The sequence below is a fragment of the Streptomyces sp. NPDC006283 genome (assembly GCF_040613325.1).
GTDB lineage: Bacteria > Actinomycetota > Actinomycetes > Streptomycetales > Streptomycetaceae > Streptomyces.
Genome location: NZ_JBEXRZ010000178.1, coordinates 1 through 14,848, shown reverse-complemented (window position 1 = coordinate 14,848; position 14,848 = coordinate 1). Strand labels below are relative to the sequence as shown.

General features: G+C 72.5%; 12 protein-coding genes. 7 read left to right on the top strand and 5 right to left on the bottom strand.

Annotated elements, in window-relative coordinates:
* Window positions 1-102: 102 nt before the first annotated feature.
* The 6 genes from ABZ070_RS27905 to ABZ070_RS27880 all read left to right on the top strand — a co-directional run bounded on the left by ABZ070_RS27905 (window position 103) and on the right by ABZ070_RS27880 (window position 5,889).
* On the top strand, window positions 103-519 hold the full coding sequence (locus ABZ070_RS27905; RefSeq protein ID WP_356638092.1) for a roadblock/LC7 domain-containing protein: 417 nt from the start codon (window positions 103-105) through the stop codon (window positions 517-519).
* Window positions 516-875, top strand: a complete 360-nt coding sequence (locus ABZ070_RS27900; protein WP_356638091.1) for a DUF742 domain-containing protein — start codon at window positions 516-518, stop codon at window positions 873-875. The genes ABZ070_RS27905 and ABZ070_RS27900 overlap by 4 nt, the downstream gene beginning before the upstream one ends.
* On the top strand, window positions 856-1,476 hold the full coding sequence (locus ABZ070_RS27895) for an ATP/GTP-binding protein (RefSeq protein ID WP_356638090.1): 621 nt from the start codon (window positions 856-858) through the stop codon (window positions 1,474-1,476). Before ABZ070_RS27900 ends, ABZ070_RS27895 begins: the two co-directional genes overlap by 20 nt.
* Window positions 1,473-2,873 carry a cytochrome P450 gene (locus ABZ070_RS27890; protein WP_356638089.1) on the top strand — a complete coding sequence of 467 codons (1,401 nt, stop codon included), beginning with the start codon at window positions 1,473-1,475 and terminating at the stop codon, window positions 2,871-2,873. Before ABZ070_RS27895 ends, ABZ070_RS27890 begins: the two co-directional genes overlap by 4 nt.
* 358 nt (window positions 2,874-3,231) lie before the next feature.
* A complete protein-coding gene (locus ABZ070_RS27885; protein WP_356638088.1) occupies window positions 3,232-4,566 on the top strand; it encodes a cytochrome P450 in 1,335 nt (444 codons plus the stop codon).
* Between the two features lie 225 nt (window positions 4,567-4,791).
* Window positions 4,792-5,889, top strand: coding sequence for a selina-4(15),7(11)-diene synthase (locus ABZ070_RS27880; protein ID WP_356638087.1), 1,098 nt, complete (start codon window positions 4,792-4,794; stop codon window positions 5,887-5,889).
* Between the two features lie 179 nt (window positions 5,890-6,068).
* Here the strand turns inward: ABZ070_RS27880 and ABZ070_RS27875 are convergent, their stop codons facing one another.
* The 5 genes from ABZ070_RS27875 to ABZ070_RS27855 all read right to left on the bottom strand — a co-directional run bounded on the left by ABZ070_RS27875 (window position 6,069) and on the right by ABZ070_RS27855 (window position 10,958).
* On the bottom strand, window positions 6,069-6,989 hold the full coding sequence (locus ABZ070_RS27875; protein WP_356638086.1) for a LysR family transcriptional regulator: 921 nt from the start codon (window positions 6,987-6,989) through the stop codon (window positions 6,069-6,071).
* Window positions 6,990-6,999: 10 nt separating this feature from the next.
* Entirely contained in the window at window positions 7,000-7,995 is a 996-nt protein-coding gene (locus ABZ070_RS27870; RefSeq protein WP_356638085.1) for a DMT family transporter, read from the bottom strand.
* Between the two features lie 194 nt (window positions 7,996-8,189).
* Window positions 8,190-8,420 carry a hypothetical protein gene (locus ABZ070_RS27865; protein ID WP_356638084.1) on the bottom strand — a complete coding sequence of 77 codons (231 nt, stop codon included), beginning with the start codon at window positions 8,418-8,420 and terminating at the stop codon, window positions 8,190-8,192.
* 21 nt (window positions 8,421-8,441) lie between these two features.
* Complete coding sequence (malQ, locus tag ABZ070_RS27860; RefSeq protein WP_356638083.1) at window positions 8,442-10,655, bottom strand: 4-alpha-glucanotransferase; 2,214 nt, start codon at window positions 10,653-10,655, stop codon at window positions 8,442-8,444.
* Between the two features lie 9 nt (window positions 10,656-10,664).
* Window positions 10,665-10,958 carry a hypothetical protein gene (locus ABZ070_RS27855; RefSeq protein WP_356638082.1) on the bottom strand — a complete coding sequence of 98 codons (294 nt, stop codon included), beginning with the start codon at window positions 10,956-10,958 and terminating at the stop codon, window positions 10,665-10,667.
* Window positions 10,959-11,199: 241 nt separating this feature from the next.
* Between ABZ070_RS27855 and ABZ070_RS27850 the strand changes: the two genes are divergently transcribed.
* Complete coding sequence (locus tag ABZ070_RS27850) at window positions 11,200-14,163, top strand: beta-N-acetylglucosaminidase domain-containing protein (RefSeq protein ID WP_356638081.1); 2,964 nt, start codon at window positions 11,200-11,202, stop codon at window positions 14,161-14,163.
* The last annotated feature ends 685 nt before the right edge of the window (window positions 14,164-14,848 follow it).

Here is a 14,848-nt window from a genome sequence, read left to right as displayed (position 1 = left end):
GGCCGACCCCGCACCGGCGGTGCAGCCCGGCATGTGGCTGGCCGCGTTTCAGAACGGCCTGTCCGGTGACACCACCCAGCCAAGCAAGGGGAACCAGCAGCCATGATTCAGCGGCAGTCCAACCAGACCAATATGGACTGGATGCTCAAGGACCTGGCGGAGGGCGTTCCGCAGACCCGTAACGTGGTCGTCCTGTCCGCCGACGGTCTGCGCATGGCCCAGTACGGGGCGGACACCGACACCGCCGACCGGCTGGCCGCCGCCTGCGCGGGGCTGCAGTCCCTGGCCGCCGCCGTGGCCTCCGAACTGCCGCACGGCGACGGGCAGATGCGACTGGTCGTCATCGAGATGAACGGTGGCTTCTTCTATCTGATGGCGGCCGGCGCCGGCGCGTATCTCGCGGTACTCGCCGACGAGGGAGTCGACGCCGGGCTGATGGGCCAGCGGATGCGGGATCTCGTGCTGCGGATCGGAGAGCACCTGAGCACGCCGCCGCGGCACGAAGGACAGACCGCGTGAGCGACGCGGGCGCGGACTGGGAAGAGAGCAGTCCCGAGCGGCTCTACGTCATCACCGGCGGCCGCAGCGGCTCCTCCGCACCCAGTGCCCTGGACCTGGTCACACTGATCGTGGCCAGGTCGGGGCCCAAACCCGGTATGCAGCCGGAACACGCGGCGATCGTCCGCATCTGCAACGCACCGCTCTCCGTGGCCGAGATCTCCGCCTATCTGGGCCTTCCGGTGAGTGTCGTGACCGTGCTGCTCAGCGACCTCATGGCCGAGGACAAGGTGCTGGCCCGCGCACCCGTCCAAGCCGCCCGTCTCCCCGACCGCGCTTTGATTGAGGCAGTGATCGATGGACTTCAGAAGCTCTGAACAGGCCGTGGGCCCACGGAGCGAGGACGTGCTGCCGGAGACGGCCACGGCCGCCGTCAAGGTGGTCATCGTCGGTGGCTTCGGCGTCGGCAAGACGACACTGGTCGGTTCGGTGAGCGAGATCAGGCCGCTGACGACCGAGGAGACGATGACCCAGGCCGGGGTCGGCGTCGACGACACCCAGGGCGTGGAGCGCAAGACCTCCACGACCGTCGCGATGGACTTCGGCCGCATCAGCATCAACGAGGAACTGGTGCTGTACCTGTTCGGCACCCCCGGCCAGGAGCGCTTCTGGTTCCTGTGGCGCGGCCTGTTCGAGGGCGCGCTGGGCGCCGTGGTGCTCGTCGACACACGCCGGCTCGAGGTCAGCTTCGACGTCATCGGCCGGCTCGAGGAGCGCGGCGTACCGTTCGTGGTCGCCGTCAACTCCTTCCCGGACGCGCCCGGTCACCCCCTCGAGGAGCTGCGCGGCGCGCTGGACCTGCCGGAGTCGGTGCCGATCGTGCTGTGCGACGCGCGGCAGCGCGGCTCCAGCCGTGACGTCCTGATGACGCTGATGCGCTACCTCCAGACCCTCGCCACGAAGCAGGAGGCGTCATGACGACCCCACCCCCGACACCCGCCGACGGTCTCCTCCCACCGCCCGGCTGCCCCGCTCACGGCATGCCGGCCGACAGCCTGCGGCGCCTGCCGGAGGCAGCTGACCCCTCCCGCCTGTACGAGGAGCTGCGCCGGCAGTACGGCCCCGTCGCTCCGGTCCTGCTGCACGGGGACATCCCGGCCTGGATCGTGCTCGGCTACCGCGAGAACCTCGAGGTGATGCGCACCCCGACCAAGTTCTCGCGGGATTCGCGCCGCTGGAGCGCGTTCCAGCAGAACAAGGTGCCGCCGAACTCTCCCCTGATTCCCATGGTGGGCTGGCAGCCGCTGTGCGTCTTCGCGGACGGCGAGGAGCACTCGCGGCTGCGCGGCGCGGTGGTGGACGGGCTGGCCACCTTCAACCGCCGCGGCATGCGCCGCTTCGTCACCCACTACACCCGCGAGCTCGTCGCCCGCTTCGCCGCGGACGGCACCGCCGACCTGGTCCGCGACTACGCCGAGCCCCTGCCCATGCTGGTCGTCAGCCGTCTGCTCGGCATGGCGCCGGACGAGGGTCCGGCGCTGGTGGAACCGACGCTCGACCTGATGCGGGGCAGCGCGACGGCGGCCGCGAGCAACGCGCTCGTCACCCAGGTCCTCGAGGACCTGGTGACCCGCAAGAAGTCCGAGCCGGGCAACGATCTGGCCTCGCGCCTGATCGCGCACGAGTCCCGCCTCACGGACACCGAGATCGTCGAGCACCTGCGCCTGGTGCTCGTCGCCGCCCATCAGGGCACCGTCAACCTGATCGCCCACACACTGCGGCTGATGCTGACCGACCGCCGCTTCCGCGGCAGCCTGTCCGGTGGCCGTATGACGCTGCCCGACGCGCTGGAGCAGGTCATGTGGGACGCCCCGAGCATCGGCATCGTCCCGGGCCGGTGGGCCGTCGGGGACACCGTCCTGGCGGGACAGCAGATCAAGGCCGGGGACATGCTCCTGCTGTGCATCTCCGCCGCCAACGTGGACCCGGAGCAACGGCCCGACCTCGCCTTGCCGATGCACGGCAACCGCTCGCACCTCGCCCTCAGCAGCGGCCCCCACGAGTGCCCGGGCGGCGACATCGGCCGCGCCATCGCGGACACCGGCATCGACGAGCTCATGGCCCTGCTGCCCGACCTGACCCTGGCCGTCCCGGAGACCGAGATCGGCATCCAGGCCAACTGGCTCACCAGCCGCCCCTCGGCCCTGCCGGTGCGCTTCACCCGGCCCCGGTCCCTGGGCGGCTCCCCGGTCCCCCAGCCCCCGTCAACGGCCGCCCAGCCGTTGCCCGTCGCCGCGACGCCCGCCCCGCAGCCGGCCGCCGCGCCCGCAGCGGAACCCGCACTGTCGTGGTGGCGGTCGCTGCTCCGACGCTGAGACGTCCGGCGCCTGCGTGGCCCCCGCGGGCGCTGACGCCGAGCGTTGCCCGCAGCACTCCGGCAATTCCGACTCCGCACGACCGCCCGCATCGAGGGGCCCGGCGAGACCCCTCTCGCCGGGCCCCGTGGCACGTCCGGGCATCCGCGGGCAGGCGACGCTCGTGCACCACTTGGAAGTGGCGCAGGCGGCGGTCCGGCGTCCGTGCCCTGGTGGAGTGGCGCTTCTGCTTCTACGGTGATGCTTCGTAGATCATTCCGGTTGCTCTTCCGGATTGATCTCCACCGCCCTGTCCTCAGACACACGCCGGATCGCGAGTCGGTGACCGCGCGTGCTCCGTCCCGCGAAAGGTACCGCCGTGACGTTGGCAGACATACCCCGAGCCAAGGGCCGTGTTCCAGGGCTCGGTCACGTTCCGAGGCTCCTCAGGGATCCGCTGGGCGTCCTTAGGGCCCTGCACGCCGAGGGGCCGGTCCTGCGGCTCGACATCGGCACCATGCCGATGGTGGTCGTGACCAGTGCCGGCACGGTCAACGAGGTCATGGTGAAACACGGCAAGTCCTTCCGGAAGGGCCGGCTCTTCGAGCGTGTGCGGCCGCTGGTCGGCAACGGTCTCGCCAACTCGGACGGCCAGGAACACCTGCACAACCGGCGGCTGATACAACCGATGTTCTACAAGGAGCGGATCGCCGGGTACGCCGAGGTGATGAGCGAGCGGGCGCAGGCTCTCGCCGACTCGTGGTCCGCGGGGCAGCGCATCGACGTGGACCAGGTGATGGGGACGCACGCCATCGAGACGCTGGCCGCCACGCTGTTCTCCGCCGACATCGGGCGCCCTGCCGTCGAGGCGGTCCTCGAGGACCTGCCGGTCATCCTGAAGAACATGCTGCGCAGGGCGCTGGCCCCGCAGTTCACCGACAACTGGCCCATATGGCACGCGTTCGACACCTCGGCGGCCCGGATGCGCAGCGTCATCGACGACGTGATCGCCGCGACGCGGGCATCCGCCCCGCAGGAGCGGACCGATCTGCTGTCACTGCTGCTGGCCGCGCGCGACGACGCGGGGGTCGGTCTGACCGATCTGGAGGTGCGGGACGAGCTGACGACGATGCTGTTCGCCGGCACCGAGACGACGGCCTCGGTGCTGAGCTGGGCACTGCACCACCTGGCGGCGCGTCCTGACGTCGAGCAGGAGGTGCTCGAGGAGATCGAGAAGGCCGTGGGGGACCGGCCCGTGACCTTCGCGGACATCCCGCAGCTGCCCGGCATCACTCGCGTCCTTGACGAAGTGATCCGCATGCACGGCGTCGTGATCCTCATGCGCAGAACCATCGAGCCGGTCACGCTCGGCGGCTACCACCTCCCGGCCGAAACGGAGGTCCTGATCAGCCCCTACGCCCTGCACCGGAACCCTGACCTGTACGCGGAACCCGACCGGTTCGACCCCGACCGCTGGCTGCCCGAGCACGTCGCCCGGCGTCCGCGCGAGCACGTGGTGCCCTTCGGCGCCGGCAACCGCAAGTGCATCGGCGACCGGTTCGCGTGGATGGAGGCAGCCATCACCCTGGCCACCATCCTGCCGCGCTGGAAGCTGCGCCCCGTACCGGGCAGCAAGCCCCCGAAGGAGTCCACCGCCGCCATGGCCCACCCGACGCGCATGCCGATGGTGGTTCACCCCCGCGGCGGCAGCTGAGGTCCTGCCCGCGGTGTGCACACCGCCTCCTCGCGATACATGGAGGTCCTTGTTCCGTTCCGGCCGCTGAAAGTTCGGACCTGGCCGGTTTTGCACGGACTTCGTCCTATTGGATCGGCCACGGTGGCTGAGTACGATGCCCCGTAGTTGATCACCTGAGGTGCAAGTTGCGCGTGTGGCAGCGGCGTTGACGCGCGGCACCCGGCATCGAGAGGCAGGCCCGCAGTGGAGCCCGAGCTGACCGTTCCACCGCTCTTCTCGCCCATCCAGCAGGCGATCCACCCTCGGCACGCGGACATAGACGTCCAGACGGCGGCCTGGGCGGAAACGTTTCGCATCGGATCCGAAGAACTGCGTGGCAAGTTGGTCATGCAGGACATCGGTACGTTCTCCGCCCGCATACTGCCCGAGGGCCGCGAGGAGGTCGTCTCCCTGCTCGCCGACTTCATCCTCTGGCTCTTCGGCGTCGACGACGGCCACTGCGAGGAAGGCGAGCTCGGGTACCGGCCCGGTGACCTGGCCGGTCTTCTGCACCGACTGATCCGGGTGGCGCAGAACCCGGAGGCGCCGATGATGAAGGACGACCCGCTGGCCGCGGGCCTGCGGGACCTGCGGCTGCGGGTGGACCGCTACGGAACGGCCGGCCAGACGGCCCGCTGGGTGGACGCGCTGCGGGAGTACTTCTTCTCCGTGGTGTGGGAGGCCGCGCACCGGCGCGCGGGCACCGTCCCCGACCTCAACGACTACACCCTGATGCGCCTCTACGACGGTGCCACGTCGGTGGTCCTCCCCATGCTCGAGATGGGCCACGGGTACGAACTCCAGCCGCACGAGCGGGACCACACCGCGGTACGCGCGGTGGCCGAAATGGCCTCTTTCGTCATCACCTGGGACAACGACATCTTCTCCCACCACAAGGAGCGGCGGGGGGCGGGCTACTACCTCAACGCTCTGCGGGTGCTGGAGCAGGAACGCGGCCTGACTCCGGTCCAGGCGCTGAACCTCGCGATCTCCCAGCGCGACCGGGTGATGTGCCTGTTCACGAGGGTGAGCGAGCATCTGGAGGCGCACGGCAGCCCCCAGCTCCGGCAGTACCTCCACAGCCTGCGCTGCTTCATACGCGGCGCTCAGGACTGGGGCATCAGCTCGGTGCGCTACACCACGCCCGACGACCCGGCGAGCATGCCGTCGGTGTTCACGGACGTCCCGACCGACGACAGTGCGGAGCCGCTGGACATCCCGGCCATCTCCTGGTGGTGGGATCTTCTCGCCGACGGCGCCACAGCTGCCCGTGGACGCGCGCCGACCCGGCGTGCCGCCTAGGGCCTCTCGTTCGGATCATGCCGGGCTCGCGGGCCCTGGCGCAGCGCCCCGCGCAAAGTCCGGCGCTCCGCCCAGAGTCCGGGCGGAGCGAGTGGCCCGATCTGCTCTCCTGCTGCTCGCGGCACGGGACGCCGACGCCGGACAGGGCCTGAGCGACACCGGGGCCGGGGACGGACTCGTCAGTCCGGCCGTCGAGCGGCCGCCGCGTCGCGCAGGGCGTCCAGCACCCTGGCCACGCCCGGCGCCGCCTGTGACCCGCGGCGTACGGCGGCGATCACATGCCGCCGCGGCCGGTCCGCGCCACGGCCGCTCCCGAGGGCGCGCATCACGACCCCGTCCCGCCGCTCCGCCGCCATGCGGGGAACGAGCGCCACTCCCATCCCCGCCTCCACCATCGCCAGGATCGCCGTCCAGCCGGCCGCGGAGTGCGCCTGTTCCGGTACGAAGCCGGCGGCCTCGCACGCCGTGAGCGTGATCTCGGACCACGGCCCGCTGCCGCCGAAGATCCACGGCTCGCCGGACAGGTCCGCCAGCCGCAGATCCTCCGACGCCGCCAGTGGATGCCCGGCGGGCAGCGCCACGTCCAGCGGATCGGCGAGCAGCGGCACCAGCGCGAACCTGGGGTCACGGGCCGTCGGCGCGTGCGCCGCGAGGGACAGCGCCAGATCCACGTGGCCGGACGACAGCAGTTCGTACGCCTGGGCCGCCTCCGCCTCCCGGACCCGGACCTCCACCCCGGGATGGGCCTCGCGCAGCCCCCGTACGGCCGGAACCAGCAGCGCGGGCACGGCCGTCGAGAACGCACCCACCCGCACCACGCCCACCTCACCCCGGACGTACTCGGCCAACTCGGCGTCGGCACGCTCGAGTTGCGCGAACACCGCGTCGGCGTGCCGCAGCACCACAGCGGCCGCGTCGGTGAGCCGCACCCGCCGTCCGTGCGCCTCCAGCAGCGGCACCCCGAGCTGCTTGGCCAGGTTCGACAGCTGCTGCGACACCGCCGAGGGGGTCATCAGCAGCGCCTCTGCCGTGGCCGTGACGGTTCCGCGTTCGCTCAGGGCGCGCAGAATCCGGAGTTTCCTGAAGTCCCACTCGGTCATGCCCGGCACGTTATCCGGCCGCGGTCTGCCGCCTTCGTTCCCGCGTGCCGTCCGACCGCCCGGCAGCACCCAGCATCACGCCCCCGAGGATCAGCGTCATGCTCACGAATTGCGCCGCCCCCATCGTCTCGCCCAGGAGTGCGTACGACAGCAGAGCCACGCAGACGGGCTGCAGGTAGTACACGACTCCCGCTCCGGCGGCACCGATCAGGGCGATCGCCCTGTTCCAGGCGAAGAACGCGACGGCCGAGGAGAAGACGCCGACGTACACGAGCGGTCCGACGGTGCTTGCCGTCGGCTCGAAGCCGCCCTGCAGCGCCACGCTGACCGCGAACGCGGGCAGCAGCATCAGCGCTCCGAGCACGAACGTGGTGAACAGCAGGACGGGCCCCTCGACTTCGGCCGGACGGCGGCGCAGCAGCGCGCTGTAGGAGCCGAAGCTGAGCGCCGCGGCGAACATCCACAGATCGCCGGGGGTGAAGTCGAAGGCCAGGGACCCGTCGCCGACGAGCAGCAGCACGCCGCAGCAGGCGACGGCGATGCCGGCGACACGGCGGGCACCCAGCCGGGTGCCGCCGAGGCGCTCGTACACGGCCATGACCACGGGCGAGGCGGCCATGATCATGCCCATGTTCCCCGCGGAGGTGGTGAGTCCCGCCTGGTTCACGAGGGTGTTGTAGACGGTGACGCCGAGGAGGGAGGCAGCGAGGAGGAATCCGAAGTGGCGTCGGATCAGAGCGCGCTGCCGCCAGGTCTGCCGCAGGGCGAACGGTGCGACGGCCGCGATCGCGACGATCCAGCGCCAGAACGCGGCCTGGACGGGCGGCACGGAGTCGTGCAGTGCACGGGAGGTGACGAAGCTCCCCGACCAGACGAGTGTCGCGACGGCGGCGAGCAGCAGTCCGGGCCCGACGGCGCCGCGCACCCACCGGTCTCTGCCACGGGCCGGGTCCCCGCTCCCGGCGCCTGCCGTGCCGGTCGTGGTCGCGGTTGTCGTCACGGTCATCCTTTGTCTCCTCCGCCCTCCACAGGGCATCGCCGGCGTGTGGATCAACCGTCACACCCGAGGAACCATCAGGTCCATCGAATGTTTTCGACGACTCTTTGAAGCAGATCCGAACGATGAGGCATCGGGGCATGACAAAGGCGCCCCGGGTGCGTCACGCACCCGGGGCGCCGGAAGGCCGGATCAGCCCTGCGTCAGCTCTGCTTCCTGGACTTGTCGAGCACCATCACCAGGCCGGCGATCACCACGAAAAGGGCGATCGGCGCCACCACGTAGAGCCCGATGGTCTCGGCCACGCTCAGGCCGGGACCCGGGTCGTCGCCGTCGTCCGGGGTGAGCGCAAGCGCCGGGGACGACATGAGCAGCATCATCAGCGTCGTACCGGCCGCGACGGCGCCGGCGCGCAAGGCGTTCTTCTTGTCCACGGTCCCCAACGTAGCGAACGGCTATGACGGCCGCGCGTCCGGGGGTGCCGTACGGGCACCGAAGACCGCCATCAACCGGTGCAAGCGGGGCGAGGCGGCCAGCTCCTCCAGGCTCATGGGGCGACCCTCGGCGTCGGAGACGGGCAGCCGCCAGTTCGGATACTGGTCCCACGTCCCCGGCAGGTTCTGCGGGCGGCGGTCGCCCACGGCGTCCGGCAGCCAGATGCCGACCATGCGCGCGGGCGTGCGCAGCAGGAAGCGGTACACGGCCCGGATGCCACCCTCCTCGTCGCCCGCGCCCTCCGGCAGCAGACCGAGGCGGGCGAGCACCCCGAGCCACTCGGTGACGTCGGCCGTCTCCTCGGTGCGCTCCTCCTCCAGGGGGCGGGCCAGCAGACCGAGCCGGTGGCGCAGCTCCACATGTCCTCCGGTCAGCCGGGCCGCCGTGGACGGCAGGTCGTGCGTGGTGGCGGTGGCCACGCACCCCTCGCGCCACCTCGAAGGCGGCAGCGGCAGTCCGTCGCCGTCCCAGTCCCTTTCGAACCAGAGCACGGAGGTGCCGAGCACGCGCCGCCGGGCGAGGGCATCCCGTACGCCCGGCTCGACCGTCCCGAGGTCCTCTCCTATGACGACGGCGCCCGCGCGGTGCGCCTCGAGCACGAGGACGGCGAGCATCGCCTCGGCGTCGTAACGCACATAGGCGCCTTCGGTGGGAGGGCTGCCGACCGGCACCCACCACAGTCGGAACAGGCCCATTACATGGTCGATGCGCAGCGCGCCCGCGTTGCGCAGGATGCCGCGCAGCAGTCCGCGGAACGGGGCGAAGCCGGACGCCGCGAGCGCGTCGGGACGCAACGGCGGCAGGCCCCAGTCCTGGCCGTGTGCGTTGAACGCGTCGGGCGGGGCGCCGATCGACATTCCCGCGGCGAACGCGTCCTGCTGCGCCCAGGCGTCGGACCCGCCCGGATGCACGCCGATGGCGAGGTCGTGGACGATGCCGACGGCCATGCCGGCCTCGCGCGCCGCACGCCCGGCGGCGGCCAGCTGCTCGTCGGCCAGCCAGACCAGCCGGCTGTGGAAGTCGACCCCGTCCTTCAGCGCGCTCCGCGCCGCCGCCGTCTCCGGCGAACGCGGGTCGCGCAGCCCGGCCGGCCAGCCGTGCCATTCGGAGCCGTGGACCTCGGCGAGCGCGCACCAGGTGGCGTGGTCCTCCAGCGCCCTGCCCTGCTCGGCGAGGAAGTCGTCGTAGGCGGCGCGGCGTCCGGGGCCGAGCGGGATGCGGTAAATGATCTCCAGCGCCTCGCGCTTGAGCTCCCAGACCGCGTCCCGGTCGATCAACGCGCCTTTGGCCAGCACCGATTCGCGCAGCCGGGCCGCCTCCTCACGCAGCTCCTCCAGCCGCTGCCGGGCGGCCGGGTCCGCGTACGCGTACTCGGGGACGTCCTCGATCCGCAGATGGACGGGGTCGGGGAAACGGCGGGAGGAGGGGCGGTACGGGGAGGGGTCGCTGGGGGCGCCCGGTACGCCGGCGTGCAGCGGGTTCACCTGAACGAAGGATGCGCCGAGCGACCGCCCCGACCAGGTGGCGAGCTCCGCGAGATCACCGAGGTCCCCCATGCCCCAGGACCGGGCGGAGAGAAGCGAGTAGAGCTGGACCAGGAAGCCGTACGCGCGCCCCTCGGGCGCGGGCGCCTCGTCCGGGGCGACGACGAGGGCGGCGTCTGCGGTGCGTCCGTCGACCGCCTCTGCGTACAGCCGGTGCACGCCCAGGGGCAGTCGCGACCAGCGCGTCTCGGGGCCGCCGGCCGCCTCGGGCTCCTCGGCCGCACCCGGCCGGTCCGGGGCGCCTCGCGGGGGCTCGGGTCTCGTGTCCGGGCGGGGGCGGCCCGCGGTGGTGGGGCCGGGCGACGGCGGGGTCGTCCAGGTGAGCGCGTCGCCCGACTCCGTGGTCACCCGCAGCGCGGTGCCGGCCGGGAGGCCGGCGAGGTGCGGCGGGACGGCAAGGCTGTCGTCGGGCCCCCGCCACAGAACCACCGTCCGCGGCAGCAGCCGCTCCGCGGCCGCCTGCTCGGCGCGGTCGAGCGCGGCGCGTACCGCCTGCGGCGTGGACGCGTCGATCTCCAGCGCGGCGAGTACGGCCACGACGGTGGCGTCCGGGACTGCGACGGTGACGCCCTTGGCAGGCGCGAACGTGGTGGCGACTCCGTGCAGCTCGGCAAGCCGGGCAAGGGCCATGCGGACTCCTTAGACCCCTGGCGACTCCGTACCGCCCGCCGTGCCGTGGGCGGTCGGCTCGCTCGTGAGGGGCGCGATGTCGGCGAGCGGCGGCTCGCTGGTGAGGGGGGCGGCGTGAGCGAGCGGCGGCTCGCTCGTGAGGGGCGCGTCGTAGGCGAGCGGCGGCTCGCTGGTCAGCGGGACCTCAGGGGCGAGCGGGCAGGCGGCCTGAGCCGGTTTGCGCCGACCCGGAAGCCGGCCGGGAATCTGGCCCGGGACCTGTTTGGACAGGGCGGAGAGCAGCAGGTGCGCGGATGCGGCCACGTTGATCACTCCCATGGGATGTGAGGGGTTACAGCAGCCCTACCCAGCGGGCGCGACCGCAGACGTACTCGATCCGTCAACGTGTTCTGTGTCACATTCCGTTCCCCGTCCGCCAGTTGCCTCCGATCATTCACCACCGCAGGCAAAAGGTGCACAACGGCCACGCACATTGACACTCCGACGGTGGTGGTGGTGGGCTCGAAACCGACCGGAATGGCGGGGAACACGAGGGGAGACAGCCGTGCGGCTCGGGGCGAGGAGGCGTACGGCGGCAGCGGTCGCGGTCGCCGTCATCGGCAGCCTGCTGGGCGGGGCGGGCGGGGCGTACGGCGCGCCCGTACAGCCGCAGGAACCCGGTTCCCCCGCAGGCACCGCACAGGACCCGAAAACCGACTCCGCGCTGCCCGCCGTGTGGCCGCGTCCCCAGACGCTGCGCGCGCAGGGCGACGCCGTGCGGCTCGGCGACGAGGCGACCGTCGTCGCCGCCCCCTCAGCCGACCCGTACGCGGTCGAACTCCTGCGGGAGACACTGCGCGCCGCCGGCGTTCGGACCGTGCACACCGCACTGCCCGGACGCGGCCCGGTCGTGCATCTCGGCGGCGGCGAAGCCCAGTCGGCGCTGCGCGCCCTGCGCGCGCCAGAGCGCGCCGACCTGCCCTCCGGCGGCTACCGGCTCGCCGTCGGACGCGTCGCGGACCGTGACACGGTCGCGATCGACGGCGTCGGCGAGGACGGCCTGTTCCACGGTGTGCAGACGCTGCGTCAACTCGTGGCGAACGGCACGGACGAAGGGACCGTCGCGGGCGTCGTCGTGCGCGACTGGCCGGGGACCGCCGTGCGCGGCATGACGGAAGGCTTCTACGGGCAGCCCTGGGACCGTGAGCAGCGCCTGGCGCAGCTCCACTTCATGGGTCGGACCAAGCAGAATCGCTATCTCTACGCCCCCGGCGACGACCTCTTCCGGCAGGCCCGCTGGCGCGACCCCTATCCGGCGGCGCAGCGCGCCGAGTTCCGCGAACTGGCCGAGCGGGCACGCCAGAACCACGTCACCCTCGCCTGGGCCGTCGCGCCCGCGCAGTCGATGTGCCTGGCCGACGACGCCGACGTGAAGGCGCTGACGCGGAAGATCGACGCCATGTGGGCGCTGGGATTCCGCTCCTTCCAGCTGCAGTTCCAGGACGTCAGTTACAGCGAGTGGCACTGCTCCAGGGATGCGGAGACCTTCGGCTCCGGACCCGAGGCCGCGGCGAAGGCGCACGCGCGGGTCGCCGGGCAGCTGGCGCGTCACCTGGCCGAGCGCCATCCTGGCGCGGAGCCGCTGTCCGTGATGCCGACCGAGTTCTACCAGGAGGGCGCCACCGACTACCGGCGCGCGCTCGCGAAGCAGCTGGACGGCAGGGTCCGCGTGGCATGGACCGGCGTCGGCGTGGTGCCGCGCACCATCACCGGCCGTGAACTCGCGGGCGCGCGGGACGCCTTCGAGCATCCGCTGGTCACCATGGACAACTACCCCGTCAACGACTACGCCCAGGACCGGATCTTCCTCGGCCCGTACACCGGCCGGGAGCCCGCCGTGGCGACCGGTTCGGCGGCGCTCCTGGCCAACGCCATGGAGCAGGCCGCCGCCTCCCGCATCCCCCTGTTCACCGCCGCCGACTACGCCTGGAACCCGAAGGGTTACCGGCCGGAGCAGTCGTGGCAGGCCGCGCTGGACGACCTGGCGGGCGGCGACGCGAAGGCCCGGGAGGCGCTGCTCGCCCTCGCCGGCAACGACGCGTCCTCGATACTGAGTCCCGACGCCGAGTCGGCGTATCTGCGTCCGCTGCTGGACGAGTTCTGGCGCTCGCGCACCACCTCGGACACCAAGGCGAGGGACCGCGCTGCGGCGGCTCTGCGCGCGGCGTTCACGGTGATGCGCCACTCGCCGGACCGGCTCTCGGAGATCGCCGACGGGCGACTTGCCGTCGAAGTGCGGCCCTGGCTCAGCCAGTTGGCCCGCTACGGGCAGGCCGGCGAACTGGCGGTGGACATGCTGCAGGCCCAGGCCCGCGGCGACGGCGAAGCGGCATGGCGCGCCTCGCTGGCCCTGGAGCCGCTGCGCACGGCCGTGGGAGAGAGCCGGGCCACGGTCGGCAAGGGCGTGCTGACGCCGTTCCTGGACCGGGCCGTGAAGGAGTCGCGGACCTGGACGGGAGCGGACCAGGCCGCCGCCGGCAAGCCCGGCGAGGACGTCGTGCGCCTGGAACGGCCCCGGCCGCTCACAGCAGTGACCGCGATGACCGCCCCCGCGACCGGGGCGCCCCGCTCCGCCGAGTCCGCGGGCCGGCTCGAGGCGCATGTGCCCGGCCAGGGCTGGCGCTCGCTGGGACCGCTGGCGGCGGGCGGCTGGACACAGGCCGACGCGAAGGGACTGCGGGTCGACGCCATACGCGTGACGACCGCCGACGGCGGCGACGTGGCCGTGAAGTCCCTGGTGCCGTGGTTCGCGGACGAACCGGCGGCCGGGCTCGATCTCGTACGCCGGACGACCAGCGCCCAGATCGGCGGCCGTCCGCAGCGTGCCCAGGTCCGGCTGACCGCGCAGCGCCCGGCGGAAGTGCGCGGCGCCCTCACCGCGAAGGCCCCGGCGGGCATCAAGGTGAGCGTCCCGAAGGAGACGACGGTGCCGCGCGGGCTGCGCACGACCGTCCCCGTGGAGGTGTCGGTCCCCAAGGACACACCGGCCGGTGAGTACCACGTGCCGGTGTCCTTCGCCGGGCAGGAGCGCACGCTCACCGTGCGGGCCTTCCCGCGCACCGCCGGGGCGGACCTGGCACGCGCCGAGGGGGCGAAGGCCTCGTCGTCCGGGGACGAGACGCCCGACTATCCGGCGGCCGCCGCGGTCGACGGCGACGCCACGACCCGCTGGGCCTCACCGCTGGGTCCAAGCGCATGGTGGCAGGTGGAACTGGCCGGTCCGGCCCGGGTGGGCCAGGTGGTGCTGCACTGGCAGGAGGCGTACGCGACGCGGTACCGCATACAGGTCTCCGCGGACGGCAAGGTCTGGCGCACCGCGGCGACGGTGACGGACGGCGGCGGCGGACGTGAGTCCGTGGGCATGGACGCGAAGGACACCCGCTTCATCCGCGTGCAGGGCGACGAGCGGGTGACCGACTTCGGCTACTCCCTGTTCTCGGTGGAGGCGTACGCGGTGTCGGAGGACTGAGGCGCGGCCTCAGGCACGCGGTGCCGAAGGACCGAGGGCACCCGGCCGTGCGGGGTGGCTGGCCGCAGGGCCGAGGGACCCCTGCCTCCCACTTGCGCGGTGGTCGGAGGACCCATGGCGCTCGGCCGTGCCGTGGGCGGTGGCCGGAGGCCGAGGGCCCAACCTCATGCCCGCGCGCGCCGTGCCAGAGGACCGAGGTCACCTGGCCTCACGCCTGCGGTGACCGGGAGGGCCAATGCCGTTCCGGGGCTAGGGGCCGAAGGACCGAGAGCCTGGGCTCATGCCCGCACGGTGTCGGCGGACCAAGGGGCACCCGGCGTCGGCCGGGAAGACCGAAGGCTTGGCTGTGCCAGGGCAGTGGCCGAAGGACCGAGGACCCGCCTCATGCCCGCGCGGCGTCGACGGACCGAGGGAACCCGGCGTCGGTCGGGAAGACCGAAGGCTTGGCCGTGCCGGGGTTAGGGGCCGAAGGACCGAGGGCCCGGCATCATGCCCGCGCGGCGTCGGCGGACCGGGGGCACCCGGCCGGGCCGGAGGCGGGGGCGGAGGGGCCATGGCGCCCGGCCGTGCCGGGGCGGTGCCGCAGGCCCCGCGCGTCGGCCGCCGGCGAGGCCGGAGCTGCCCGGCAGCATGAAGTCCCTGATGACGGTGTACGGAGTCCCGCAGTGAACGCTCATCCGCGCTT

Coding starts and splice junctions, on each gene's coding strand:
- ABZ070_RS27905 (WP_356638092.1), top strand. CDS start 103: ATGATTCAGCGGCAGTCCAACCAGACCAATATGGACTGGATGCTCAAG.
- ABZ070_RS27895 (WP_356638090.1), top strand. CDS start 856: ATGGACTTCAGAAGCTCTGAACAGGCCGTGGGCCCACGGAGCGAGGAC.
- ABZ070_RS27890 (WP_356638089.1), top strand. CDS start 1,473: ATGACGACCCCACCCCCGACACCCGCCGACGGTCTCCTCCCACCGCCC.
- ABZ070_RS27875 (WP_356638086.1), bottom strand. CDS start 6,989: ATGACCGAGTGGGACTTCAGGAAACTCCGGATTCTGCGCGCCCTGAGC.
- ABZ070_RS27870 (WP_356638085.1), bottom strand. CDS start 7,995: ATGACCGTGACGACAACCGCGACCACGACCGGCACGGCAGGCGCCGGG.
- malQ (WP_356638083.1), bottom strand. CDS start 10,655: ATGGCCCTTGCCCGGCTTGCCGAGCTGCACGGAGTCGCCACCACGTTC.